The following is a 23,657-nucleotide window of genomic DNA, read 5'->3' as shown; positions in this document are numbered from 1 at the left end:
TGCCTGCACATTAATATTGTTAAAAATGTTAACAGATAGAACTAGGAAGCATTCGCGATTACAATGTTAATGTAATGTAACAAACATCAAGGAGTCTTTAATGGCTCACAAAAAAGCGCATTTAGATATACAATAACACACATATTGAATGTAATAGCTCTCAGATAACAACTTGAGAGAGCTTTCCCATTATGTATCCGATCATTATTGCTATTCATGGCCGAGGAAATAAACTTCCCACCACAACGTTAAGTGCACATTGGCAACAAGCACTTAAACACGGTTTACAACGCTATAATCAATCCCAATTACACCCTCAAATTGATTTTAAAATGGCCTATTATGCTGATCACTTTTACCAACAACCGTTAGTATTATCAGCAGCCACTACCACCGCGATTACGCAGATTTACACCATAAAACCATTACTAACACCTGATAGTAATCATAATAATCAGCTGCGATTAACGACCACTAACACCTCACATTGGGCAACTAAAACTGCAGAATGGATTGAAGATAAATTCAGTATTTTTTCTTTTATTTCAAAACCTTTTTTAAAATCACTGCTGCCTGATATTCATCATTATTTCCATGATAAAAGCTATCAACAAGCTGTCGAGCAACCATTAATAAACCTACTGAAGCAATATCAACACCGACCGATTATTTTACTCAGCCACTCAATGGGCACAGTGATCGCTTATAACGTACTGCATCAACTGAGTCGTCAAACTACTCCACCACAAATTAGCACATGGTTTACCTTTGGCTCGCCTCTTGGACTTACCAGTGTTAAAGGCTTTTTACCTAAAATAACCCAACAACCCAGTGTCAAAAAATTAGCTACTCCAGATTGTGTCACCGAGCAATGGATCAATGTCAGTGATAAAACCGACATCGTATGTATCGATCATGATTTAAGTGATGACTACCTTGCTAATCGTCATCACATCAAACCTCAAGATTATTTCATCACCAATCACTATCCAGGAAATTCACACAAATCATATGGCTATTTATGGAGTGATGTTATCGCAAAATATGGCATTCCAAAGGTGACATTATGAAACCCTTTATATTATTAGATCCCGGTCATGGCGGCATTATCGATGGCGTTTACCAAACCGCAGGTAAACGCTCACCATTATGGGCTAATGGTAAACAATTATTTGAAGGGGAATTTAATCGCGCGATCACCCAAGGAATAAGCCAAGCCCTAACCTCACACGGCATTAAAAATACAATTATTGTGCCAGAGCTGGAAGATATCAGCCTTCGCATCCGCGTTAATCGTGCTAACCATCTAGCAACCCAATACTCGAATCATCAATGCTTATTAATCTCGGTCCATGCCAATGCTGGCGGTGGTAAAGGATTTGAAATTTATACCAGTCGCGGCCAAACCAGCAGCGACATGGTTGCCGATCATATCGCCCACGCTTTTACGCAAGCGTTTCCCAATAAACCCCTTCGAAGTGATTATAGCGATGGCGACAGTGATAAAGAGCGCGGCTTTTATATGCTCAGAAAAACACGTATGGCAGCAGTATTAACTGAGAATTTCTTTATGGATAATGAACTCGAATGTTGTTTGATTTTAATGTCACCAACAGGTCGACAAAAAATTATTGATTATCATGTGCAAGGGATTTTGGCGTGGGTTAAAGAGCGAGAGCAGATAGCAAGGAAAACGATAAAAGCAGCCAAGCTTTTATCCCCCTCAAAATAATACGTATCCATTCAGATGAGACTCAACTTAAACGCGATAACGTCTTGGTGATCACCACATACAAAAACGCCCATATTAGCGAACCAATACGGGCGTTTAATTAACAATAATCAAAATCAAATTTTCATCGTTGATTTTAGCGGTGTTAAATCAAGAGACTCAGTAAACGATACTTCATTTAACGATTGAATATAGGCACTAAACGCTTCACCTAATACTTTATCGCGCATAGCGTATTCAACAAAGGCTTTGGCATAACCGAGCTTATCACCACAATCATGCGAACGGCCTGTCATATGGAAAGCTTCAACGACTTCATCTTTCATCAGCATATCAATAGCATCAGTCAGTTGGATCTCATCTCCTGCCCCTGGTGGTGTCATCGCAAGCTTATCCCAAATATTGTGAGATAAAACATAACGACCCACAACAGCAAGGTTAGACGGTGCATCCTCAACCGCAGGCTTTTCAACCATACGCGTCATAGGGCAAGAGTCACCCGCTTGAAGATCAACACCGTTACAGTCAACCACGCCGTACTTAGACACATCACTCATTGGCACAGGCTCAACCATGATTTGGCTAGCCCCTGTTTGCTCAAAGTGTGCAATCATCGCCGCTAGGTTTTCTGTTTTTTGATCGGCGGTGTATTCATCTAAAATCACATCCGGCAACACCACCACAAACGGCTGATCACCAATCAGTGGTTTAGCACACAATACCGCATGACCTAAGCCTTTTGCTTGCCCTTGACGCACATGCATAATCGTTACGTCTTTCGGACAAATCGCTTTCACTTCATCAAGCAACTGACGCTTAACACGCGCTTCTAAAGTCGCTTCTAATTCAAAAGAAGTATCAAAGTGATTTTCAATCGCGTTTTTCGATGAGTGAGTCACCAAAACAATTTCTTTAATACCCGCATTCACACACTCATTAACGATATATTGAATCAGCGGTTTATCAACGATTGGCAGCATTTCTTTAGGAATAGCTTTGGTTGCAGGTAACATGCGTGTGCCAAGGCCAGCTACAGGGATGACTGCTTTTTTTATTTTGTTGTTCATTTCATATCCGTACTTAATGAATTTATAGCTTATTTATTATAAAACTCTCGATACCACTGCACAAAATTCTCAACACCTTGTTTAATCGGTGTTTCAGGCTTGTAACCTGTTGCTTCAAATAAACCACTGGTATCTGCATAAGTTTTATATACATCACCAGGTTGCATTGGCATAAAGTTTTTCTTCGCTTGAATACCTAAGCTATCTTCTAAAGCTTCAATATAATCCATTAATTTTTCACATTTACCGTTACCAATATTATAAATACGGTAAGGGGCAGAACTATCAGCAGCAGAACCCGTCTCTACAGTCCAATCTGGTTGCTTTGCAGGGACAACATCTTGAATACGAACAATACCTTCTACAATATCATCAATATAAGTAAAGTCGCGTTGCATATCACCATTATTATAAATGTCGATTTCTTCGTCATTCATGATTTTTTTGGTAAATTTAAACAGTGCCATATCAGGACGGCCCCAAGGACCATAAACAGTAAAGAAACGTAATCCTGTCGTTGGCAATCCATATAAATGAGAATAAGTATGCGCCATTAACTCATTGGCTTTTTTACTCGCAGCATATAATGAAATTGGATGATCAACTGAATCACTGGTTTCAAATGGTGTTTTAGCATTTAAGCCATAGACAGAACTTGATGATGCATAAATAAGGTGCTTAACCTTATTATGACGGCAACCTTCAAGCACATTAACAAACCCAATTAAATTACTATCAGCATACGCTAACGGATTATCAATAGAGTAACGAACACCTGCTTGTGCGGCTAAGTTAATTACACGATCAAATTGTTGCATTTTAAATAATTCAGCCATTCCTTCACGATCAGCTAAATCTAATTTAATAAATTCAAAATTAACATGCTCAATACGCTTTAAACGAGCTAATTTTAAATTTACATCATAATAATCATTTAAGTTATCAACACCAATAACCTGATGACCAAGTGCAGTTAAACGTTCTGTAATTGCACTACCAATAAAACCCGCAACACCTGTTACTAAATATTTCATATAAGACTCATTAAATAAAAGTTAGAAATGATATATCGTTTTATTTTTAATATTAATCATTACCAAATAAATCACGGGTATAGACTTTATCTACAACATCAGCAATTTCATCAACCATGCGGTTAGATACAATGACATCACATGTTTTTTTAAATTCATTTAAATCGTCAATCACTAATGAATTAAAGAATTCTTTTTCATGTAATACAGGTTCGTAAATAACGACTTCGATACCTTTTGCTTTTATACGCTTCATGATCCCTTGAATACTTGATGCACGGAAGTTATCAGACCCAGACTTCATGATTAAACGGTAAATACCGACACGTTGTGGATTTTTAGCAATAATAGAATCTGCAATAAAATCTTTACGTGTCGTATTGGCATCTACAATCGCACCAATAATATTATTTGGCACGTCGCGATAGTTAGCACGAAGCTGTTTAGTATCTTTAGGTAAACAATAACCGCCATAACCAAATGATGGATTATTATAATGATTACCAATACGAGGATCTAAGCCCACACCTTCAATAATCTGGCGAGTATCTAGGCCATTAGACGCAGCATAGGTATCTAATTCATTAAAGTAAGCAACACGCATGGCTAAATAAGTGTTAGAAAACAGCTTTACAGCTTCAGCTTCGGTTGAATCGGTAAACAAAATTTTAATATCTTGCTTAATCGCGCCTTGGGCTAATAAGTTAGCAAAAACTTTAGCTCGTTCACTACGCTCACCCACAATAATACGAGAAGGATATAGGTTATCGTAAAGTGCACGACCTTCACGTAAGAACTCTGGCGAAAATAAAATATTCTCACAACCAAACTGTTCTTTAATCTGCTTGGTATAACCTACAGGAACCGTTGATTTAATCACCATCACTGCTTCTGGGTTAATCTCCATTACATCTTTAATAACCGCTTCAACAGACGAGGTATTAAAAAAGTTATTAACAGAATCATAATCCGTTGGCGTAGCGATAATAACAAAATCAGCATTTTTATAAGCTAATTCTTTATCTAATGTTGCAGTGAAATTAAGATCTTTATTTTGAAGAAAATCTTCAATTTCAGTATCAACAATTGGCGATATTTTATCATTCAGTAAATTAACTTTTTCTTCGATAATATCGACAGCAACAACTTCATTATGCTGAGCTAACAGCACAGCATTAGACAAGCCTACATAGCCTGTACCAGCAATAGTAATTTTCATAAAACCAACTAAACGTTATAATATATTAGAATAAATGGGTAAGCTATTTATTATTAATAACACCCACGGACTTTATAATTATTTAATATGAGCTTGAGTCACATTGTATTTATTAGACAACACCTCATTAAACATTAATAACAAAGCTTGGGATTTTAAGATAACTCATAAGATCTCAACTATTAAATATACAATATTTATTCTAATCAGTTTTTTATATGACAGAAATTAAGATATAAATACTATCTTTTACTGTTTAATAAATATTTTAAAACGAATTCAGGATAATTATTTATTAACCGTTTTCTGACATGAGAATGCATAATAGCCCGTTGTAACCATCTAACACCTAGTTTTTTAACTAACGGATGATAATAATCACTCTTAATAGCTGTCTGTGTCAAAAAGCCACCACACGTGAATACTTTAGATAAGTTTTTACATTTTTCAAGAGCTTCTATTGCGAATTTTTCTTGATATGGTGATCCCATTCCAACAATTAAATAATCCGCATCAGACTTTATTATTTCATCAAATATATTTTCTTTATATTCCTTTCCAAAGTATCCATCTCTATAATATGTTACTTTAATATTTTCATACTTTAACTCAATATTTCTAACAGCTTCTTTTATTTCATTTGTATCAGCTCCAATAAAAGATACTCTTAAGTTATTTAACATTGCATTATCAAAAACATCATGTGCAACAGATGAATAATCAAAACTAGCCCTTTCAATTTTTACTTTTCTTCTCAAATTAGTTAAAAACACTAATAGACTACCATCACAAAACCAATATTTTATACCATTGATTAGATCTTGTTCATTTGCTACAACTTCATAAGAGAAAGGATTAATAAAACCAATAACAGCTCTTTCGTCACTTAACATGATTTTTTTAAAGTTTTTCTTACATTGTATCTTATTTTCAATATTTTCATTTATAAAAGACACGACCACTGATCCTTACCGAAGCTTTCAGATTTCAACTTTGATGTTATATCTGTTTTTTTATAAAAATTTACTCTAGCTAAAACTAATGATTCAAATAAATTAATATTAGCTAAAGAGTCATCTTTTTTGTAAAGAATGCCTGATTTTAGACATTCAACATTCTTAAGTTCAGTTTTATAATCAATAATTTCAAAATTCGAAATTATTTCTCTTGGGCCTGAAAAACAATCAACTACAATTGGGAAACAATTTAAAATAATAGCCTCACTTAAAACATTTGGAAAGCCCTCAAATTTTGAATTAAGTATAAAGTAATCACATTTTATAAATAATGGATAGGGGTTTGATATATGACCAATAAAAATAACATTCACAGATAAATCTTTAACTAGATGTTTTAATTTTGACTCTAAGGGACCAGAACCAACTATAACCAACAAGTCGTTAACACCATATTGTGTACGATTAAAATCTGAAAATGTTATTATAAGTTGTTCTAAATTTTTTTGAGAAACTAATCGCCCTACAGTCAAAAAGACCTTACCAGCATTTAAATGACACTCATCAATAAATTTATAATCCATATATTCTTTTGCTTTATTTGTCATGTATCCCAAATCATATATATTATAAAAAACATTTATTTTATTTTTAATGAAATAATTTTCTTTTAAATCTTCCTTGATAGCTTGTGAATTACAAATAATACATTCACTTTTATTATAAAAGTACTTCAATATCATTTTCGATAATCTATAGTACCCCTTCCCCTTATCTTTATACTGACTTGTTAAATGATTTCTAACATTAAGAAATGTTCTAGTCTTTAATTTGAAATTTGAAATTATATTTAAGACATTACTCCATTCTAAGTAAGAAAAAACGATTCTAACTTTTTCTTTTTTTATATAATTACGAATCCTAAAAATAAAACATAAATAATTAATTATTCGAAGTTTATCAGATAAATTATTAAAACGGAAACTCATATATTCACAAGACGACTGGCTCAATAGTGTTTTCATTTCACCTGATGGCTCATGAAGTGAAGTAACTATTATTTCATAATTAATATTATAAAGCTCAATCACCTTAAGCATTTGTTTTTCCGCACCACCACCCTCAATTCTATCTATAATAAATATTATTTTTTGCATTCCACACCAATATAAATTCTTACTCCAACTAATGCATATATTATAAAGGAAGATCTATAGGCATCAGTTGGAGAGCTAGAAAAAGCTAGTATTAGAAGTGATACCGACATACATAGAAACCCTATAGTAAATGGTGAGGTATAACTTGTTAATAGTTTTCTAAAATCTCCCCCCCCCATAAAAATAAAGTAAAAAATTAAACACACGTAACATAATAGCCCTAAAATCCCATAGCTAACTACATAATCTAAATATGCATTTTCTAGAATAATGCTACCAGAACCATTAGAGCCTAAACCAAATAATATATCTGATCCCATTTGATCAATTAAATATTTTGTAGTATTAAATTGTGTTAATCGAGTTTGGGTTGAACCATCAATCCCTGCAGTACCATTGATATAATTAATAAAATTTAAAACATGGCTAATTTTATCACTAAAAAAAACAAACAGTATGTAAATTATCACACAAGAAAAAATAATAATCGCAGTTGACACAAAAAGCTTACTAGATATGTCTATATTTTCATTTATCAAATAAAGTAATAATAATATAGAAATAGTAAAGAACAATGATAGATATGCTGTTTTAGACTGTGTTAAAAGTAAAAATATAAATAGAACAAGTATATATAAAAGATGTCTTTTTTGTTTATCTCTTATATAAATAGCAAAGAAAAACCCAATAAAGAAATTAATAAATACAGCATAAAGATATGAGTACCTAAATATAGAATTAACTCTTAAACCTAAAAAACTATTATAACCATCTGTATATAATTTAACAAATGGTTCGAATATTGAAAAACACTGAAAAATAGTAAACACTGATGTTATTATAAAAAAATAAACACATAATTTCTCAATTTTATAATAATCAGCAATTCTTGATAAATTATAAAAAAGAAGCACAATGAAAAAATATAATGGATATCTTATCGTGGCTAATAATGATGAACCATTTAATAATGCATTATTAAATAAATTTGAAATTATAATTATAGTTGTAAGCAAAAACATAATGCAAAAAATATTACAATTAGGTATTTTATATTCTTTTATTATACTAATATAAACTATAAAAATAGATAACAACACACCTCCTTCCAACACAAAATAAACCTTTTGAGCCATCTGAATCCCCCCTGGTAAGATAAATGCAGGGGTAAGGAGTAATGATATAAATGCAATATAAAGTATAATATTATTATATCTATTCATGCAGCCTCATATAATTATTCAGTTTAATTAACATATTATCCTTTGAAAAAAAATCAGGCTCAATATTTGAAATTTTATTCTCGCAATAAATATCATTCAATATAAATGCTATCTCATCATTTGATTCATTATTAATCAACTTACCACTAATATTATTTACAATTGCTTCTTTTACGCCATATCGATTATAACCAAGGGAAAAAGCCCCACATGAACTAGCTTCCATATAAACTAAACCTAAAGACTCTTTTAATTCTGATAATAATAAAAAGGCGTGAGATCTATTATATAATTTAAATAAAAGCTTATGGCTAAGAACCCCATGAAAAGTCGTGAATTTATAAATATCTATTTCTTTACAATAATTTTTAATTAAATCAATATCTTTTCCATCACCGACAATACTCCATTCGACCTCTTCTGAATACTTAGAAATATATATTTTAATTATATCAGCCATTCTAATATAACCTTTTTCTTTAATAATTCTACTTGTCGTAGTAATTAATAGTTTATTTGAACATCTTTTTAAATTAATATCATTATAAAATATACCTGTATCAATACCATTTTTAATAATTACTATTTTACTTATAATTTTATCTTTACCTTCAAAGTCATCAGGTATAGATTCGATAAATTTTATTTTCATATAATCTGATACAGATATAACTATTTTAGAATATAAGCACAAATTCAAAAAATCTTTTCGGTACCTAATATCATTAACTAAATACTCTGGTTCTGAACCATGCAAATAAATTATACATTTCCTTGATAAGGATAATTTTAAAAATTTAATCCAAAATTTCTTACTAAATAAATCATTCAAAATGATATAGTCAGCTCGTAAAAAATTCATAAAAAACAATGGAAATAAACATTTATCTAATATGTTATGAAGTCTTACTAACGAGACTTTTATATCACCAACTTTACTTAATCCATCATATATAGTTTTTGCGATGACACCAGCACCTCCAACCTCAGGAGGATATTCTTTACTAAATATTATTATTTTTCGTTTCATTATCTAATACTTTTTTAACAGCGCTATCTAACATCTGATATGATAAATTTATATTCCTGTGATTTCTTTCTTTTTGATAAGATATTATTTTTTTAGAAATAAACCATGGGATCACTGAACAATGATAACATTCACCTAGAATTAATGAATGCATACGCCCAGAAATAACAAAACTGGATTTAGATAACAAATCAAAATACTCATCGAGAGTTTGTAACTTTGATATAAGTGTTAACTTTTTATTTGTTTTATCTTTTGCATATTCATAAAAGGAAATTGATTCATCGCGATCACTTAAAGTCGTCGATGAAAGAATTATTTCTTGACAATTAATCTCATTAATCTCATCAATCCAAGAATTATAATAATCATTCCTAGTAGAATAGTACCTATTAATTTCTCTTTTATATCGATTATAAACATTATAATCAACAACACCTAGAACGCAGAAATTATCTTTTATATAATTATCGTTCTTAAATAATGCATATGCAACATCAGGGATAATAATTGAATCTATATTAAATATTAACTTTAACTTATCTTTGCTATCTTGATCTCTAACAAAAATAATTTTCACTTTCTTTAATGAATATTTGATCAGAATACGTTCAATAAAACTGAATTTCTCACCACATCCAACACTATATAGATAAATATTTTTTTTATATATAGATAAGAAAAATGTCCATAAAAAAATGGATATAGGAAAATGGCTATTACTTAATATAAGTTGCCCTCCACCTATGACTGCAAAATCAACATCCTTCATTGATTCATTCATTATATATCTATAATTAAAAACAGCCCATTTTATAAACTTCAAAGCCTTTATTTTCTTTAATAGATTAAATTTACTCTTATTTTTATTAAGTGAACTAATATTATTATATTTTATATTCTGACTGCAGCTATAATCAGCATTAATAACCACACAATTGTTTTTATTAAAAATATAATTGATACTTTTACTTATTGCTTGATCACCTAGATTATCAGAGTGACATTCATTTATAGATAAGATTTTAATTGCCATTTCGTATATACTTTATATGTCTAATTAATGTTTTAAAATAATAATACATGACTATATTTAAGCTTTTATTTACTTTATTCCATGCAAATAATCTACAGTACTTTTTATATAGATCAACACTTTTACTTACATTTTTAATAGTAAATGTATTTGTGATATTTGTGTCATGCCTCCTATAATAGGCTCTAATCTCACTTGTATATTTTATTCCACCAAAATCTAAAGCCTTTATATAAAATAGCCATTCACCAAAATTTTTGTAATTTTCATCCCACCCTCCAGCCATATTAAAAACTGACGTTTTTTGTAACATTCCAGTACTACTTATAAAATTATCAATAGATAATTCCAACATAGCTGACTTTGTCTTTTTTATTTGAATATTATCAATTCTAGAAACACCTATTTTCTGGTTGTTTTTATCTATTATATAACTATTACAATGTACAATAGCAGTATCAGTATCTATACATTTTGTCATAATGTTAAGATGTTCTTTATCAAGAAGATCATCTTGCCCTAATAGAATAAAATAATCACTTTCTACAAAGGATAGAGCCTTGTTAATATTTTTAGTTAAACCTAAATTAACCTTATTTTTAACAATTGTAATCTTATCTGATGTGAAATTAGAAACTCTTTCAAAAGTTTTATCATTTGAACAATCATCTATAACTAACAATTTATAATTTATATAATTTAAATTTAAACAAGATTCTATAGTTTCACTTATATACTTATCACCGTTATACGTTGGTATAATAATCGTTATGCTATAGCTCACTACAACTCCTTAAATATAAACCTTGAATTTATATATTATATACATAGTTAATGCATGCAAAACTGAATTAATAAAGAATGCATAAGTAACTCCCACTAAGCCATATAAATGTATTAATGATATCGATATTAAGATAAAAGATATTGCAAATATAATCTCAGTTGATGCTGTATATTTAACCATTCCTCTAGCTACTAAAACATAGCCATAAACCCAGCCAATTAATTTTATAGCTATTCCAAAAAATTGCCATAAAAATAAATCTCTCATTAATTTAAAATCCGATGAGTATAGTAAATAAATAATGATGTCTCTAAAAAAATAAAATAACAAACATAATATAACTATAAGAGGAAATGTAAAAGATATAACATTTAATACTTCTTTATTTAGTTTGTTTTTATCCTTAATACTAGATAATGTAGGAAGTAAATATGTAACTAATGTCATAGTCACAAATGAAAATAAAACTTGTGATAACGACCAAACTCCTTGCCAATATCCAGCATCATTAATAGATAAATTGTTTATTATATTATTCCTAATAACGATTAAAGATAAATTAGAAGCTAATATTGCCGATATTGTGATTATTATAAATTTCAATACCTTCTTATAATCTTCATTATCAACTTTAACTTTAAAATTTTTTAATTTCATCCATTTTTCATTTCTTACTAAATAAAAAGTAATAAAGAAAACAAGAGATTGATTTGTTACATAAGAAATAAGAGCACCTTTTATGCCCCAGAAATAACATAGTAATGTAGTAAGGAGTAAAGATACTACACTTAACAATATATTTATGGAAACATACTTCTTAATATCCTTTAAACCATTTATTATAGATAGAAATAATGTATTAAGAACAAACAAGGGCATACTAAATGAAAATATTTTAAACAAATAAGACATCTCACTTGTTTTTAATATTAATAGACTTATATCATTAGAAAACAAAAATATTAATGGACTCAATATGATATTTATAACAAAGATTACTTTAAGCGACACACTCCATACTTTATACTTTTTTAAATTTTCATCTTTATATTCGGCGGTATATTTAGTAACAGCCGTTTGTAAAAAGTTCCCAGCTGATAACATTATCAAATTTATAATATTTTGTAATTGCCCTATTAACGCTAACCCGTTAGGGCCCGCCAAGACAGATATGACTTTAGTTATTATAAATCCACTAATCATCCTTATTAAAGTAGAAATAGCAGTTAACATAGATGTTTTCAATAGATTCATTTTTGTTTTATTACCATGGCTGGGTTACCACCAACGATAGTATTGCTATCAATATTTTTAGTAACAACTGAACCATTACCAATAACACTATTATCTCCGACTATTACTCCTTTAAGTATAATAACATTATTACCAATAAATACATTTTCACCTATTTCAACACCTCTATTAATTACTTTTTCATTTACAGATATACTATGAAAATCAGAATCAATTACTTCGAAGTTATATCCAATCAAACAATTTCTTTTTATATGTATTTTTGAACCATTTGATATTATTCTTGCATTATTATTAATAATACAATTATCATCTATTTTTATTAAGCTACCTTTTTTCCTTGCGTCTATATAAATATAATTACATAAAAAAAAAGGGGAGCGTTCAACACCTAATACAACAGTTTTATTTATATCTATCCATCCCTCACCACGAGCGATAACTGGCTGTACTATCTTGCATTTAAGTTTAGCCGTTGATGCATTATAATAAATGAATTTTTTTATCCGTATTATTATATATAATATTATTTTAAATAATTTATTCATTATATTTCCAGTTAAAATCATTTAAAATAGTAACAATCTGTTTCACACAATCATAAGTCATTGTAGGATCAATAGGTAAACTCAATATTTGACGATGGATTTTTTCTGTCAGCGGCAATGATTGCTGATTCCACTCAGCATAAGCAGGTTGCTTATGTGGTGGAATTGGGTAATGAATCACGGTCTGAACACCATTATCAGCTAAATATTGTTGTAATTCATCGCGTTTTGGGGTTTGAATAACAAATAGATGGAAAACATGATTATTATCATCATTCCATTCAGGCAATTGAATCACTGGATTGGTGATTTCGCTACGGTAGCAATTAGCAATCTCACGGCGACGAGCAGTTTCTTGATCTAAATAGCCTAATTTAACCCGAAGCATTGCTGCTTGAATTTCATCAAGACGAGAGTTTATACCTTGATATAAATTTTCGTATTTCTTATGTGATCCATAATTACGTAATGCTTTAACTGTTTGAGCAAGTTCATCATTATTGGTCGTAATTGCACCTGCATCACCTAATGCGCCTAAATTTTTCCCTGGGTAAAAGCTAAAACCAGCCGCATCGCCCCAATTACCGACTTTTTTACCGTCAATATTAGCGCTATGAGCTTGAGCACAGTCTTCTAATACTAATAAATTATGCTCTTTAGCAATATCCATTAATTCAGGCATTGGTGAAATTAAGCCATAAAGATGAACAGGCAAAATTGCTTTTGTTTTTTTAGTAATAGCAGCACGAACATTTATAGGACAAAGATTATACGTTGTTGGATTAGGCTCAACAAAAACAGGAATTAGACCATTTTCAGTAATTGCAAGAACAGAAGCAATATAAGTATTAGCAGGAACAATCACCTCATCTCCAGCTTTTAACTTACCTAGTTCTTTCCATGCACGAATAACTAAAATTAAAGCATCTAAACCATTAGCGACACCAATTGCATGTTTCACACCGCAATATTCGGCAAACTCATGCTCAAATGCTTCTAGTTCATTACCCATAATATACCAGCCAGAATCAATCACACGCACACATGCTTCTTTTAGTTCTTTTTGGTATTGGCCATTAATTGCTTGAAGATCTAAAAACTTAATCATTATTTATTTCTCTAAAATACGGATAACAGATGCAGGATTACCAACTACAACAGCATAAGCAGGAACATCTTTTGTCACTACAGCGCCAGCACCAATCATACAATACTCACCTAAAGTAACGCCTGGTAGAATTGTTGCATTCGCACCAATTGACACACCTTTTTTAACTGTTGTAGACAAAAAGGCTTCTGGGTATTGCTTAGAACGAGGCGTTTTATCATTGGTAAAGGCAACACAAGGACCAATAAATACATCATCATCTATGCGAATACCATCCCAAAGATATACACCAGATTTAATAGTAACGTTATTACCAACTACAACATCATTTTCAATCAGAGTATGTGCGCATACATTGCAATTATCTCCAATAACGGCATCTTTTAGAACAACAGAAAATTGCCAAATACGCGTATCTGTACCAATATTAGTAGATTGAACATCGCTTAAAGGATGAATTATCATTTTGCACTCACTATTAAAAAATCATTATAATCACGAATATAATCCGCTTCGTCGTAATAATCGCTAGCTAATACAAGCAATACACAATCTTCACTAAAATCATGCATTTCATGCCATTGCATTACATCAATTAATATCCCCTGATTAGGTTTATCTAATACTATTTCAGCTTTATTATGACCATCATCCATTAAAAACCGACATGAGCCTTTTACACAAATAGCAACTTGTTGTAGATCTTTATGGGCATGAAATCCACGAGCAACATCTTGTTGGGTATCGAAAATATAATAAACACGCTTAATGTCAAAAGGGATGTTTTGGTTTTGCTCTAAAGATATCAGCCCACCACGGTCATCGCCAAGATGATTAAATTCAATTAAATTAATCAAACTCATTGACGTTCTTCCTTAATCATTTTTAGAAGATATTGACCATACCCATTTTTTTTAAACGGTTCAGCTACAATCCTAACTTCTGCTGTTGTCATCCAACCTTGACGGTAAGCAATCTCTTCTAAACACGCAATCTTAAAACCTTGACGCTTTTCAATGGTTTCAACAAAACTTGATGCTTCAAGCAATGATTCATGAGTTCCCGTATCAAGCCATGCAAAACCACGACCTAACAATTCAACTTTTAAATCACCACGTTCTAAATACGCTTGGTTAATCGAAGTGATTTCTAATTCACCACGTTCTGATGGTTGAATATCTTTAGCGATGTGTACTACGTCGTTATCATAAAAATATAACCCCGTTACCGCATAATTAGATTTAGGCGCGGTTGGTTTTTCTTCAATCGATAATGCATTAAATGCATCATCAAATTCAACCACACCAAAACGCTCAGGATCTTGTACTTCATAACCAAAAACAGTCGCTCCTGAATTTTGTTTTGTTGCTGAAATTAACTTAGGAGAGAAACCCTGCCCCCAGAAAATATTATCGCCCAGCACTAAACAAACACTCTTATCACCAATAAACTCTTCACCAATGATAAATGCTTGAGCTAAACCTTCTGGCTTTTCTTGAACAGCGTATTCCAGAGAAACACCAAAACGACTGCCATCACCTAATAAGCGTTGAAAGCTTTCTTTATCTTCAGGTGTGGTAATAATTAACACTTCTTTAATGCCAGCAAGCATCAATACTGATAATGGGTAATAAATCATCGGCTTGTCATAAACTGGTAATAACTGCTTTGAAACACCCATGGTGATTGGATATAAACGTGTACCAGAACCACCCGCTAAAATAATGCCTTTCATAAATAGAATCCGAGGTTATAGGTCTCAGGTTGAAAGGAAAAGATCAACCAAAGATCAAAAAAATAAAGAAATGAATTAGTTACCTAAGCGCTCACGGTTATATGAACCATCTAATACTCTGCTCCACCATTTTTGATTCGCTAAATACCACTCAACGGTTTTACGAATGCCCGATTCAAAGGTTTCAGCAGGTTTCCAGCCAAGTTCACGTGCAATTTTAGAGGCATCAATCGCATAACGAACATCATGCCCAGGGCGATCAGTAACGTAAATAATTAGATTTTGGTATTCAGTTACGCCTTGCGGTTTATTCGGTACTAACTCTTCAAGCAATGAACAAATGGTTTTCACCACTTCAATATTGGCTTTTTCATTATGACCACCAATATTATAGGTTTCACCAATTTCGCCTTTAGTGACTACGGTATAAAGCGCTGATGCATGATCTTCGACATATAACCAATCACGAATCTGCATGCCATCACCGTAAACAGGTAATGCTTTACCGTCTAACGCATTAAGAATAATTAACGGAATCAATTTTTCAGGGAAATGGTAAGGGCCGTAATTATTTGAGCAGTTAGTTACAATGGTTGGTAAACCGTAAGTGCGTAACCATGCGCGCACTAAATGATCACTTGATGCTTTAGAGGCTGAATATGGGCTTGATGGCTCATAAGATGTTGTTTCAGTGAACAAGTCATTCGTACCTTCCAAATCACCATACACTTCATCAGTAGAGATATGATGAAAACGGAATGCTGATTTACGTGCTTGGTCTAATTGATTCCAGTAAGCGCGAGTAGCTTCTAAAATGGTATAGGTGCCAACAATATTAGTTTCGATAAATGCAGCAGGGCCATCGATTGAACGGTCAACATGACTTTCTGCGGCTAAGTGCATTACCGCATCTGGCTGATGCTCAGCAAAAACGCGATCTAACTCTGCACGATCACAAATATCTACTTGCTCAAATGCGTAACGATCATCATTTTCAACGGTAATTAATGATTCTAAGTTTCCCGCATAAGTTAATTTATCAACGTTAACAACACTGTCTTGAGTATTATTAATAATATGACGAACAACGGCAGAGCCGATAAAGCCTGCACCACCTGTAACTAAAATCTTCACTGATGATCCTTAATGATTGATTTTATATAAATAAGAATTAAACGTTAATAATTAATGTTGTTGCGGATTATTGATTGCCACTTCTTGACGTCCAAACAACTTATTGACCCAAGTCGTAATACGCCAAATATGACTAATAGCGGTAAAATACACCGCAAACATCACTAAGAAACCAATAAACATCATCGATTCAGCGACACCATTAATATCAGCGACAATACCGACAACGGAGCACATTGCAGCCAATAAGCAAATTACAAATAATGTCATTAATGATGATAAACCCATCCGCTGGCATATATGGTGTAAGTGCTCACGATCAGGTTCAAACGGTGAATGGCCCTTACGCATACGGCGAATCATAATGGTTGCCATGTCCATTAATGGAATCGCAATAATCCATAGTGCGGTTACAGGATTAAAAGCAATAATATCGGCTTCTTGAGTGCCGCGAACCAGCATCCATACCACTGAAAAGCCAATGAACATACTACCTGCATCGCCCATGAAGACTTTAAAACGGCGTCCTAATGGAAAACCAAGGTTTAGCATAATATAAGGAACAAGTGCAGCAACAATGAGAAAACAAATGGTGGCTAAATATTGATTATCACTGAGATAAAATGTTATTCCAAGCGCGGTGAATGTCACTGAAGCCAAACCACCTAATAGGCCATCAATACCATCAACCATATTAAAGGCATTAATTGCACCAATAACCGCAATAATAGTCACCACAGAACCGGCATATTCATTTAGCGCAATGCTATTACTGCCCATTAGATAACCGAAATTATGCAGACTATGACCACCAACCCAAATCATTGCCAAAGAAATCCCCGCTTGAACGAGTAAGCGAATTTTAAAGCTAATATCAAGGTAATCGTCAATAGCACCCAGCACTATAAGAATCGCTGCACAACCAAGGTAAAGCCAAATATTTAAACTGGTTGGTAAAAATAGAATAAAAGTGATCAATAAGGAGAGATAAACAGAGATACCGCCAACTAAAGGCACTACACCTTGGTGTAACTTACGTGCATTGGGTTTATCTACTAAACCAATTTTCTTTGCTACTTTTCGCATGATAAATAACGTAATAAACGACGTTATAAAAACAAACAGATAAGCATTATACATAACGGCCAACTTTATAATAATGAAGTATTAAATAAGATATTCAGTTGTTATTACTCTTTTTTTTATCCCTATTGTTTTATTCCTGCTTATAATTAAACTCCATCATAATTTATTGATTACATTGATTTAGGCACAAAAAAGCACTAGCTGTTAAGGCTAATGCTTTTTATGTGTTATGTTTAATAATGACTGGGGATAAAGAGAATATCTACTCCCCAAGATTCTCTGCTACACTCTACGTCTTAAATCTACAACACGTGGGGAGTAGATTCCTATCGGCCCTCGTGGACATTCACTATAGGGAGTGGCGAGGATTGGCTATCTATTTCTTATCACTCGCATAACTGTAGTTATAATAACCGTAGTTACCACCATAAGTTGAGCTGGCTTTACGCTCGACGGCATTCAGAATGCAACCTTTAACGTCTATACCATTTTGTGCAAAACGGTTTTTAGCCACTTCAATTTCTTTAACCGGGTTTAAACCAAAACGCGCAACAATCATCGTTGTACCAGCATGAGTACCGACAATTGCCGGGTCAGTTACGGCTAAAATTGGTGGAGTATCCACTAATACTAAATCATAATTTTCAGACGCCCAATCGAATAATGCTTTTAAACGCGGATGCATTAATAACTCAGAAGGGTTAGGCGGCACTGCGCCACGAGCAATAAAATCAAGGTTTTCAATACCTGGAGATTTAATCACTTGCTCAATAGTTTGTTGGCCACTTAAATAATCGGCTAAACCAGGCTTGCTATCAACACACATTTGGCGTTCCATTCGCCCTTTTCGCATGTCAGTATCAATCACTAATACCCGCTGACCACCTTTCGCTATGACTGCTGCCATATTCACAGTCACAAATGACTTACCGATACTTGGACTCGGGCCGGAAATCATCACAATATTATTACGCGCTTCCATCATCGCAAAGTGTAGGCTGGTACGTAAACTGCGTAGTGCTTCAATCGATAAGTCAGCAGGGTTAGCAATAGACAGCAATGTTTCATTGACTGTATGTTGCTTTTTAAGCTTATATTTCTTATCTAACTCTAACTGTGAATCAGATAACGGAATTGACGCGTACACGGGTAACCCTAATGCTTCAATTTCATCAGGGTTTTCAACACCACGATGTAAAGCAGCACGCAGCAGCACGATAGCTACAGATAACATGCCGCCTAATAATGTTGCTAATACCACTATCAATGATTTTTTCGGTTTTACTGTTTGTGAATATGCTTGTGCATTATCAAGAATACGTACATTACCAACGGTGCTTGCTTTAACAATACTCAGCTCTTGTACTTTATTTAACAGTTGTACATAAATCTGCTGGTTAACTTCAACATCACGCGTTAAACGTAATACTGCACGTTGGGTTTTTGGTAATTTTTCAATACGTTTATTTAAACGCATTTTTTCTTTCATTAACGTTTTACGCTTATCAAGCAAAGCAACATAAGCCGGATGTTCCTTGGTGTAAAGCTGCGAAATATCGCTTTCTTTAAAGGTCAACTGATTGATTTGCGCCTCTAATGTCACCATGGTATCTAACGTTGTTTTTGCTTCTAATGGTAAATCAACCGATTCATTCTTTTGGCGGTAACGATTCAGTTTATCTTCTGCTAATGTTAGTTGTTGCTTAATTTTTGGCAGGTGTTGCTTTAAAAATGCTAAACTATTTTCGGCTTCTGCTGAATTGCGAGCAACATTTTGTAGAAAATAGGTTTGGCTAATATCATTTAAAATATTTTTAATTTTGGTTCTGTTCTCACCCGTCATTGATAATTGCAGAATACCGGTTTGCTTACCTTGTTCGGTAATAGACAAGGCTTTTTGTAACCCTTGAATAGCATCTAAACGGCTGATTTTACCAATACTAAATATAGCGCCATCATCTCCGATTAACTGGGTTACAAATAAGCTATAACCGTTATTGGTTGCTAATGTGCCAACTTTACCCGTAAGTAATTCACGACCTTCGCTACTCGTTAAGCTATATTCACCTTGGACACTGTTAGTAACCGTTATTACATCATTATTCAATGCCGTATTAGCAGGCACAGTAAAACGAGAAACGTCAATCTGATGGCTATCACCTAATAAGCGCGCCAGACCTTTGCCAAAAACAGGCGTATAAATAGGAGTAGCAACCGTGGTTAAATTTAATTTATCAACCGTATCACCCAACACCATGCGTGATTTGATGATTTCAACTTCTGTGGTAGCACTTGACTCTGCACCACCAAACATTTCAGCCATATCGCCACCAAGAGCGGGCATGCCTGTGCTTTTTTGTTCGATTTGAATTAAGGCATCAGCTTTATAAATAGGGGTTGCTAATAAGGCGTAACCGATACCAACGCAAGCAAAAATAAAAGTAGTGAGAATAATTAGCCAGCGGCTGTCAATTAAAATCCCAAATAGTTTGCCAAGATCTATTTCATCGCTTCCCGAAGAAGTATTAGCTTGAGGGTTTTGGGTGATACTCATTAAGTAAAGATTCCGATGTTAAATTTTTAAGAGATGAGGAAGAGCCAAGGCATCATCCAAAAGTTAAATAGGGTTTACAGCGCGTGATTAGTAGATTTCCTATCGCCCTCGTAACTTCACTTAGCCCATTATTCGTCATCTCGGAAGTGAGGGACGAGCTATCCGTGATCTACTCAAAGCGTGATCGAGCGTTAAAGAAGCCAGTGAATTCAATAACTCTACGACGCGCGGACAGTAGATTCCCTATCGCCCTCGCGGCATTCACTGCAGGGAATGACGGAGTTAGGGTTAGCATTCACTCTAAGGAATAACGGAGTTAGAAAGTTACAATTTCTTCGCCCAAGCTGTTGCTGCTTTTTCTATTAAATCATACGCATGATCAAATGCTTCTTTACTTAAACGGTATGGATCGGGAATATCTTGCTGGCCAATCCATTGTCCAAATAACATTGTTTTGCCACGTACTTCTGGTGCAATACGGGTAACAGCATCGATATGACCTTTTTCCATCACTAAAATAAGATCATAATTACGGCATAAATCGCTAGTCAGTTGCTGTGCTTGATGACCTTCAAGTGAATAACCATGCGCAAGTGCCACTTCAGCTGCCATTTTATCGGCAGGTTTACCCGCGAGCCCACTATTTTCAGTACCAACGCCCGCCGAAGCAATATGTTTATTGGGTAATTTTGCATGTAGAATACGTTCGCCTGATGGTGAACGACAGATATTACCGACGCAAACAACAAGAATTTTATTGAACATAGAGATAGGTTTCAAGTTTATGAGTTTCGAGATTCCGAGTATTTAAATGCTCAAATAATCTCATCATTTAGTTACATAGAAATAAGGTTATCGGGTGCGAGTGTTGAAATTAAAGCGATACAATGATTAATAATTATATCTGCTTTTACTCGTTAACTCGCCCCTCTTCAACTCGTCTCTAGTAACTACTTCAAATTCATGTAGTAGTTCATACCTTCAGAAAGCTGATTAAAGCTGCTGATGGTTGGAACCAGTTGTTGAATTACACGGTTCCAGCGCGCAATAGGTGCAGCTGTAACGTACACCACATCATAAGGCTGTAATTCAAATTCAGTACCAATCACTAATGCTGTCGCATCTTTAATATTTAACTGATAAATATTCGCAGCAGGTGCATGCGGTGTTTTTGTTAAATCAGGATGATTAGCACGAATAACAAACACGCCAGTAGCATCTGCTTGTAATTCATTAATGCCGCCAACACTACTTAACGCTTCGGTTAAGCTCATACCTACGCGGTCGATTTTAAGTAGTTTAGGCTCTTTAACTTCACCTAATACAAACACTTTTTGAGCATCATTACGTGGTACGTGGACAATATCGCCATTACGTAATAATCGGTTTTGCATTAAATCGCCACGTTGCATTAAAGCATACAGTGATAACGTTTGATCTTTGCCATTACGCGTTAACGTGACGTTGCGCCAATCAGCGTCAGCATCTAAGCCACCTGATTTATTAATCGCATCAAGTAAGGTTAATGGTACGTTAGTAATCGCTTGTTGACCTGGGTTTTTAACATCACCCGTTATATAAGCTTTCTTCGAACGGAACGAAGCAACATTAACATCAACTTGTGGCTTTTCAATAAAGGCAGCTAAACGCTGAGCAATATCACGACGCACTTCTGTTACGGTTTTACCAGCGACATGCATTTGACCAATATAAGGATAGAAGATAGTACCATCTGCGTGTACCCAATTACCTGCTTCACTCGCACTACGATAAGAACCCGCAGGAATCGTTAATTCAGGGTGATCCCAGATAGTGACATTTAATATATCACCAGGGCCAATATGGTATTGATAACCAGATAATTCTTTTTCAAGCTTGGGGTTGATTTGTGCGACAACTTTAGCTTCTTTAAATTGGTTAATATTATTGACCGTTAGTGGGAATACATTCACTTCTTGATCAAGCGTAGGTTGTCCCTGATTAGTTTCAGTAACGTGCTTACCATCAAGACTAAGATGTGATCCTGGCATGCTACAGCCAGCTAACATTACAGAAGCAATTGCTGTAACAAGTAATTTTTTTGATAATTTCATTAGATTAAGTTCATTTCAGCATTGATTGATGGAATTTATTACAAACGAGCATGCTACCGCCCGAAGGTTACAGCTCCTCACTTGCTATAGAAGTATAAGTTTTTGTTATTCTGAATATTAAAGCTCTATAAACATATAAATACATAAACATATAAATGCATAAACATATAAATACATAAATTAGCATTTAAATCACATATGAATCTAAAAAAAAACTAAAAAACGATCTGATTAATATTCATATAACTGGTAGATTCTACTTAATTTACATATAAAATGAAATATAAAAATCAGTCTATTTACTATCTAGATCATACCTCAATAAATTCGTAACTAACTGAAAAAAAAGACCATTCATAAAATAAAAACATTTACAACCCACTTATTCGTTTAATATTGAACGATACTTAATAAAAGTGGTGTAAATCACATTTTATACACGCAGACACATAAAAGGTAAAAAAAACTCGCATAGTTATATACTTTTTTTCTGTATAATTATTAATTCAGTGCACTAATTATAACCCATCACAAAGTCGTCATTTTATTGACGATCTATATGTTATTTTTATCGATAAGGATTTACATCATGAAAAAGAATGCATTAATTCTTCTAGCGGCTATGGCTATGTCTTCATCAGCATTTGCTGACACAGCAAAAGGTGATGCGGCAGGTGTAACAACAGCTGCAACAACTTCAACTGGTACAACAACAGCTGTTGTTGTTGGTGGCGCAGCAGCAGTTGCAGCTGTCGCACTTGCAGCATCAGATTCAGATAATACTAACTCAACAACAACTTCTGTTAACGCTGCAAAGTAATTGTTGACGTTTAACCTGATAAAAAATTAGGTTAATAAAAGAATAACCGTGCTGCCACGGTTATTCTTTTTTATCAGCTATTCG

At 33.3% G+C, this 23,657-nt stretch carries 23 protein-coding genes; 3 read left to right on the top strand and 20 right to left on the bottom strand.

Going from position 1 to position 23,657, the window contains the following annotated elements:
• The first annotated feature begins 191 nt into the window (after nucleotides 1-191).
• A complete protein-coding gene (locus Q0V26_RS09420; protein WP_297481113.1) occupies nucleotides 192-1,070 on the top strand; it encodes an alpha/beta hydrolase in 879 nt (292 codons plus the stop codon).
• Nucleotides 1,067-1,732, top strand: a complete 666-nt coding sequence (locus Q0V26_RS09415) for an N-acetylmuramoyl-L-alanine amidase (RefSeq protein ID WP_297481112.1) — start codon at nucleotides 1,067-1,069, stop codon at nucleotides 1,730-1,732. The genes Q0V26_RS09420 and Q0V26_RS09415 overlap by 4 nt, the downstream gene beginning before the upstream one ends.
• Before the next feature lie 116 nt (nucleotides 1,733-1,848).
• Here Q0V26_RS09415 and galU read toward each other — a convergent pair whose 3' ends face one another.
• The 20 genes from galU to Q0V26_RS09315 form a co-directional block, all read right to left on the bottom strand.
• The gene (gene galU, locus Q0V26_RS09410) at nucleotides 1,849-2,799 is read right to left on the bottom strand and encodes a UTP--glucose-1-phosphate uridylyltransferase GalU (RefSeq protein WP_297481111.1); all 951 of its coding nucleotides are present in this window, start codon (nucleotides 2,797-2,799) and stop codon (nucleotides 1,849-1,851) included.
• Between the two features lie 29 nt (nucleotides 2,800-2,828).
• Complete coding sequence (locus tag Q0V26_RS09405; RefSeq protein WP_297481110.1) at nucleotides 2,829-3,833, bottom strand: NAD-dependent epimerase; 1,005 nt, start codon at nucleotides 3,831-3,833, stop codon at nucleotides 2,829-2,831.
• Nucleotides 3,834-3,885: 52 nt separating this feature from the next.
• Nucleotides 3,886-5,052, bottom strand: a complete 1,167-nt coding sequence (locus tag Q0V26_RS09400) for a nucleotide sugar dehydrogenase (protein WP_297481109.1) — start codon at nucleotides 5,050-5,052, stop codon at nucleotides 3,886-3,888.
• A gap of 242 nt (nucleotides 5,053-5,294) precedes the next feature.
• Nucleotides 5,295-6,008: a WecB/TagA/CpsF family glycosyltransferase gene (locus Q0V26_RS09395; protein ID WP_297481108.1), complete on the bottom strand. Its 714-nt coding sequence runs from the start codon at nucleotides 6,006-6,008 to the stop codon at nucleotides 5,295-5,297.
• Entirely contained in the window at nucleotides 5,996-7,165 is a 1,170-nt protein-coding gene (locus tag Q0V26_RS09390; RefSeq protein WP_297481107.1) for a glycosyltransferase, read from the bottom strand. The genes Q0V26_RS09395 and Q0V26_RS09390 overlap by 13 nt, the downstream gene beginning before the upstream one ends.
• Nucleotides 7,153-8,388 (bottom strand): hypothetical protein, encoded by a 1,236-nt coding sequence (locus tag Q0V26_RS09385; protein ID WP_297481106.1) that lies wholly within the window; start codon nucleotides 8,386-8,388, stop codon nucleotides 7,153-7,155. The genes Q0V26_RS09390 and Q0V26_RS09385 overlap by 13 nt, the downstream gene beginning before the upstream one ends.
• On the bottom strand, nucleotides 8,381-9,418 hold the full coding sequence (locus Q0V26_RS09380; protein WP_297481105.1) for a glycosyltransferase family 4 protein: 1,038 nt from the start codon (nucleotides 9,416-9,418) through the stop codon (nucleotides 8,381-8,383). The genes Q0V26_RS09385 and Q0V26_RS09380 overlap by 8 nt, the downstream gene beginning before the upstream one ends.
• Nucleotides 9,393-10,454 carry a polysaccharide pyruvyl transferase family protein gene (locus Q0V26_RS09375; protein WP_297481104.1) on the bottom strand — a complete coding sequence of 354 codons (1,062 nt, stop codon included), beginning with the start codon at nucleotides 10,452-10,454 and terminating at the stop codon, nucleotides 9,393-9,395. The genes Q0V26_RS09380 and Q0V26_RS09375 overlap by 26 nt, the downstream gene beginning before the upstream one ends.
• A complete protein-coding gene (locus Q0V26_RS09370; protein WP_297481103.1) occupies nucleotides 10,444-11,238 on the bottom strand; it encodes a glycosyltransferase in 795 nt (264 codons plus the stop codon). The genes Q0V26_RS09375 and Q0V26_RS09370 overlap by 11 nt, the downstream gene beginning before the upstream one ends.
• A gap of 9 nt (nucleotides 11,239-11,247) precedes the next feature.
• The gene (locus Q0V26_RS09365; RefSeq protein ID WP_297481102.1) at nucleotides 11,248-12,474 is read right to left on the bottom strand and encodes an O-antigen translocase; all 1,227 of its coding nucleotides are present in this window, start codon (nucleotides 12,472-12,474) and stop codon (nucleotides 11,248-11,250) included.
• 17 nt (nucleotides 12,475-12,491) lie between these two features.
• Nucleotides 12,492-13,043 (bottom strand): acyltransferase, encoded by a 552-nt coding sequence (locus Q0V26_RS09360; RefSeq protein WP_297481100.1) that lies wholly within the window; start codon nucleotides 13,041-13,043, stop codon nucleotides 12,492-12,494.
• Nucleotides 13,036-14,151, bottom strand: a complete 1,116-nt coding sequence (locus tag Q0V26_RS09355) for a DegT/DnrJ/EryC1/StrS family aminotransferase (protein WP_297481097.1) — start codon at nucleotides 14,149-14,151, stop codon at nucleotides 13,036-13,038. Before Q0V26_RS09355 ends, Q0V26_RS09360 begins: the two co-directional genes overlap by 8 nt.
• A 3-nt stretch (nucleotides 14,152-14,154) precedes the next feature.
• Nucleotides 14,155-14,616, bottom strand: coding sequence for an acyltransferase (locus tag Q0V26_RS09350; RefSeq protein WP_297481094.1), 462 nt, complete (start codon nucleotides 14,614-14,616; stop codon nucleotides 14,155-14,157).
• Nucleotides 14,613-15,014 carry an FdtA/QdtA family cupin domain-containing protein gene (locus Q0V26_RS09345; RefSeq protein ID WP_297481092.1) on the bottom strand — a complete coding sequence of 134 codons (402 nt, stop codon included), beginning with the start codon at nucleotides 15,012-15,014 and terminating at the stop codon, nucleotides 14,613-14,615. The genes Q0V26_RS09350 and Q0V26_RS09345 overlap by 4 nt, the downstream gene beginning before the upstream one ends.
• Complete coding sequence (gene rfbA, locus Q0V26_RS09340) at nucleotides 15,011-15,886, bottom strand: glucose-1-phosphate thymidylyltransferase RfbA (RefSeq protein ID WP_297481089.1); 876 nt, start codon at nucleotides 15,884-15,886, stop codon at nucleotides 15,011-15,013. Before rfbA ends, Q0V26_RS09345 begins: the two co-directional genes overlap by 4 nt.
• 75 nt (nucleotides 15,887-15,961) lie before the next feature.
• Nucleotides 15,962-17,020: a dTDP-glucose 4,6-dehydratase gene (gene rffG / locus Q0V26_RS09335; RefSeq protein ID WP_297481086.1), complete on the bottom strand. Its 1,059-nt coding sequence runs from the start codon at nucleotides 17,018-17,020 to the stop codon at nucleotides 15,962-15,964.
• Nucleotides 17,021-17,071: 51 nt separating this feature from the next.
• A complete protein-coding gene (gene wecA, locus Q0V26_RS09330; protein ID WP_297481084.1) occupies nucleotides 17,072-18,160 on the bottom strand; it encodes a UDP-N-acetylglucosamine--undecaprenyl-phosphate N-acetylglucosaminephosphotransferase in 1,089 nt (362 codons plus the stop codon).
• Nucleotides 18,161-18,482: 322 nt separating this feature from the next.
• Nucleotides 18,483-20,660, bottom strand: coding sequence for a polysaccharide biosynthesis tyrosine autokinase (locus Q0V26_RS09325; protein ID WP_297481081.1), 2,178 nt, complete (start codon nucleotides 20,658-20,660; stop codon nucleotides 18,483-18,485).
• Between the two features lie 324 nt (nucleotides 20,661-20,984).
• Nucleotides 20,985-21,425 carry a low molecular weight phosphotyrosine protein phosphatase gene (locus tag Q0V26_RS09320; protein WP_297481078.1) on the bottom strand — a complete coding sequence of 147 codons (441 nt, stop codon included), beginning with the start codon at nucleotides 21,423-21,425 and terminating at the stop codon, nucleotides 20,985-20,987.
• A 185-nt stretch (nucleotides 21,426-21,610) separates the two neighbouring features.
• Complete coding sequence (locus Q0V26_RS09315; protein ID WP_297481075.1) at nucleotides 21,611-22,753, bottom strand: polysaccharide export protein; 1,143 nt, start codon at nucleotides 22,751-22,753, stop codon at nucleotides 21,611-21,613.
• Nucleotides 22,754-23,342: 589 nt separating this feature from the next.
• Between Q0V26_RS09315 and Q0V26_RS09310 the strand changes: the two genes are divergently transcribed.
• Nucleotides 23,343-23,573, top strand: coding sequence for a hypothetical protein (locus tag Q0V26_RS09310; protein WP_297481072.1), 231 nt, complete (start codon nucleotides 23,343-23,345; stop codon nucleotides 23,571-23,573).
• The last annotated feature ends 84 nt before the right edge of the window (nucleotides 23,574-23,657 follow it).

Origin of the sequence: uncultured Photobacterium sp., assembly GCF_947039875.1 — a bacterium.
GTDB lineage: Bacteria > Pseudomonadota > Gammaproteobacteria > Enterobacterales > Vibrionaceae > Photobacterium.
This window is presented reverse-complemented; position numbering and strand designations above follow the sequence as displayed.

Excerpts from the sequence above, each read along its gene's own strand:
- Q0V26_RS09365 (WP_297481102.1), bottom strand. The coding sequence starts at position 12,474 with ATGTTAACTGCTATTTCTACTTTAATAAGGATGATTAGTGGATTTATA.
- Q0V26_RS09320 (WP_297481078.1), bottom strand. The coding sequence starts at position 21,425 with ATGTTCAATAAAATTCTTGTTGTTTGCGTCGGTAATATCTGTCGTTCA.
- rfbA (WP_297481089.1), bottom strand. The coding sequence starts at position 15,886 with ATGAAAGGCATTATTTTAGCGGGTGGTTCTGGTACACGTTTATATCCA.
- wecA (WP_297481084.1), bottom strand. The coding sequence starts at position 18,160 with ATGTATAATGCTTATCTGTTTGTTTTTATAACGTCGTTTATTACGTTA.
- Q0V26_RS09315 (WP_297481075.1), bottom strand. The coding sequence starts at position 22,753 with ATGAAATTATCAAAAAAATTACTTGTTACAGCAATTGCTTCTGTAATG.
- Q0V26_RS09350 (WP_297481094.1), bottom strand. The coding sequence starts at position 14,616 with ATGATAATTCATCCTTTAAGCGATGTTCAATCTACTAATATTGGTACA.
- Q0V26_RS09380 (WP_297481105.1), bottom strand. The coding sequence starts at position 9,418 with ATGAAACGAAAAATAATAATATTTAGTAAAGAATATCCTCCTGAGGTT.
- Q0V26_RS09310 (WP_297481072.1), top strand. The coding sequence starts at position 23,343 with ATGAAAAAGAATGCATTAATTCTTCTAGCGGCTATGGCTATGTCTTCA.
- Q0V26_RS09400 (WP_297481109.1), bottom strand. The coding sequence starts at position 5,052 with ATGAAAATTACTATTGCTGGTACAGGCTATGTAGGCTTGTCTAATGCT.
- Q0V26_RS09405 (WP_297481110.1), bottom strand. The coding sequence starts at position 3,833 with ATGAAATATTTAGTAACAGGTGTTGCGGGTTTTATTGGTAGTGCAATT.
- Q0V26_RS09385 (WP_297481106.1), bottom strand. The coding sequence starts at position 8,388 with ATGAATAGATATAATAATATTATACTTTATATTGCATTTATATCATTA.
- Q0V26_RS09345 (WP_297481092.1), bottom strand. The coding sequence starts at position 15,014 with ATGAGTTTGATTAATTTAATTGAATTTAATCATCTTGGCGATGACCGT.
- Q0V26_RS09355 (WP_297481097.1), bottom strand. The coding sequence starts at position 14,151 with ATGATTAAGTTTTTAGATCTTCAAGCAATTAATGGCCAATACCAAAAA.
- Q0V26_RS09420 (WP_297481113.1), top strand. The coding sequence starts at position 192 with ATGTATCCGATCATTATTGCTATTCATGGCCGAGGAAATAAACTTCCC.
- Q0V26_RS09375 (WP_297481104.1), bottom strand. The coding sequence starts at position 10,454 with ATGGCAATTAAAATCTTATCTATAAATGAATGTCACTCTGATAATCTA.
- Q0V26_RS09325 (WP_297481081.1), bottom strand. The coding sequence starts at position 20,660 with ATGAGTATCACCCAAAACCCTCAAGCTAATACTTCTTCGGGAAGCGAT.
- Q0V26_RS09415 (WP_297481112.1), top strand. The coding sequence starts at position 1,067 with ATGAAACCCTTTATATTATTAGATCCCGGTCATGGCGGCATTATCGAT.
- galU (WP_297481111.1), bottom strand. The coding sequence starts at position 2,799 with ATGAACAACAAAATAAAAAAAGCAGTCATCCCTGTAGCTGGCCTTGGC.
- Q0V26_RS09360 (WP_297481100.1), bottom strand. The coding sequence starts at position 13,043 with ATGAATAAATTATTTAAAATAATATTATATATAATAATACGGATAAAA.
- Q0V26_RS09390 (WP_297481107.1), bottom strand. The coding sequence starts at position 7,165 with ATGCAAAAAATAATATTTATTATAGATAGAATTGAGGGTGGTGGTGCG.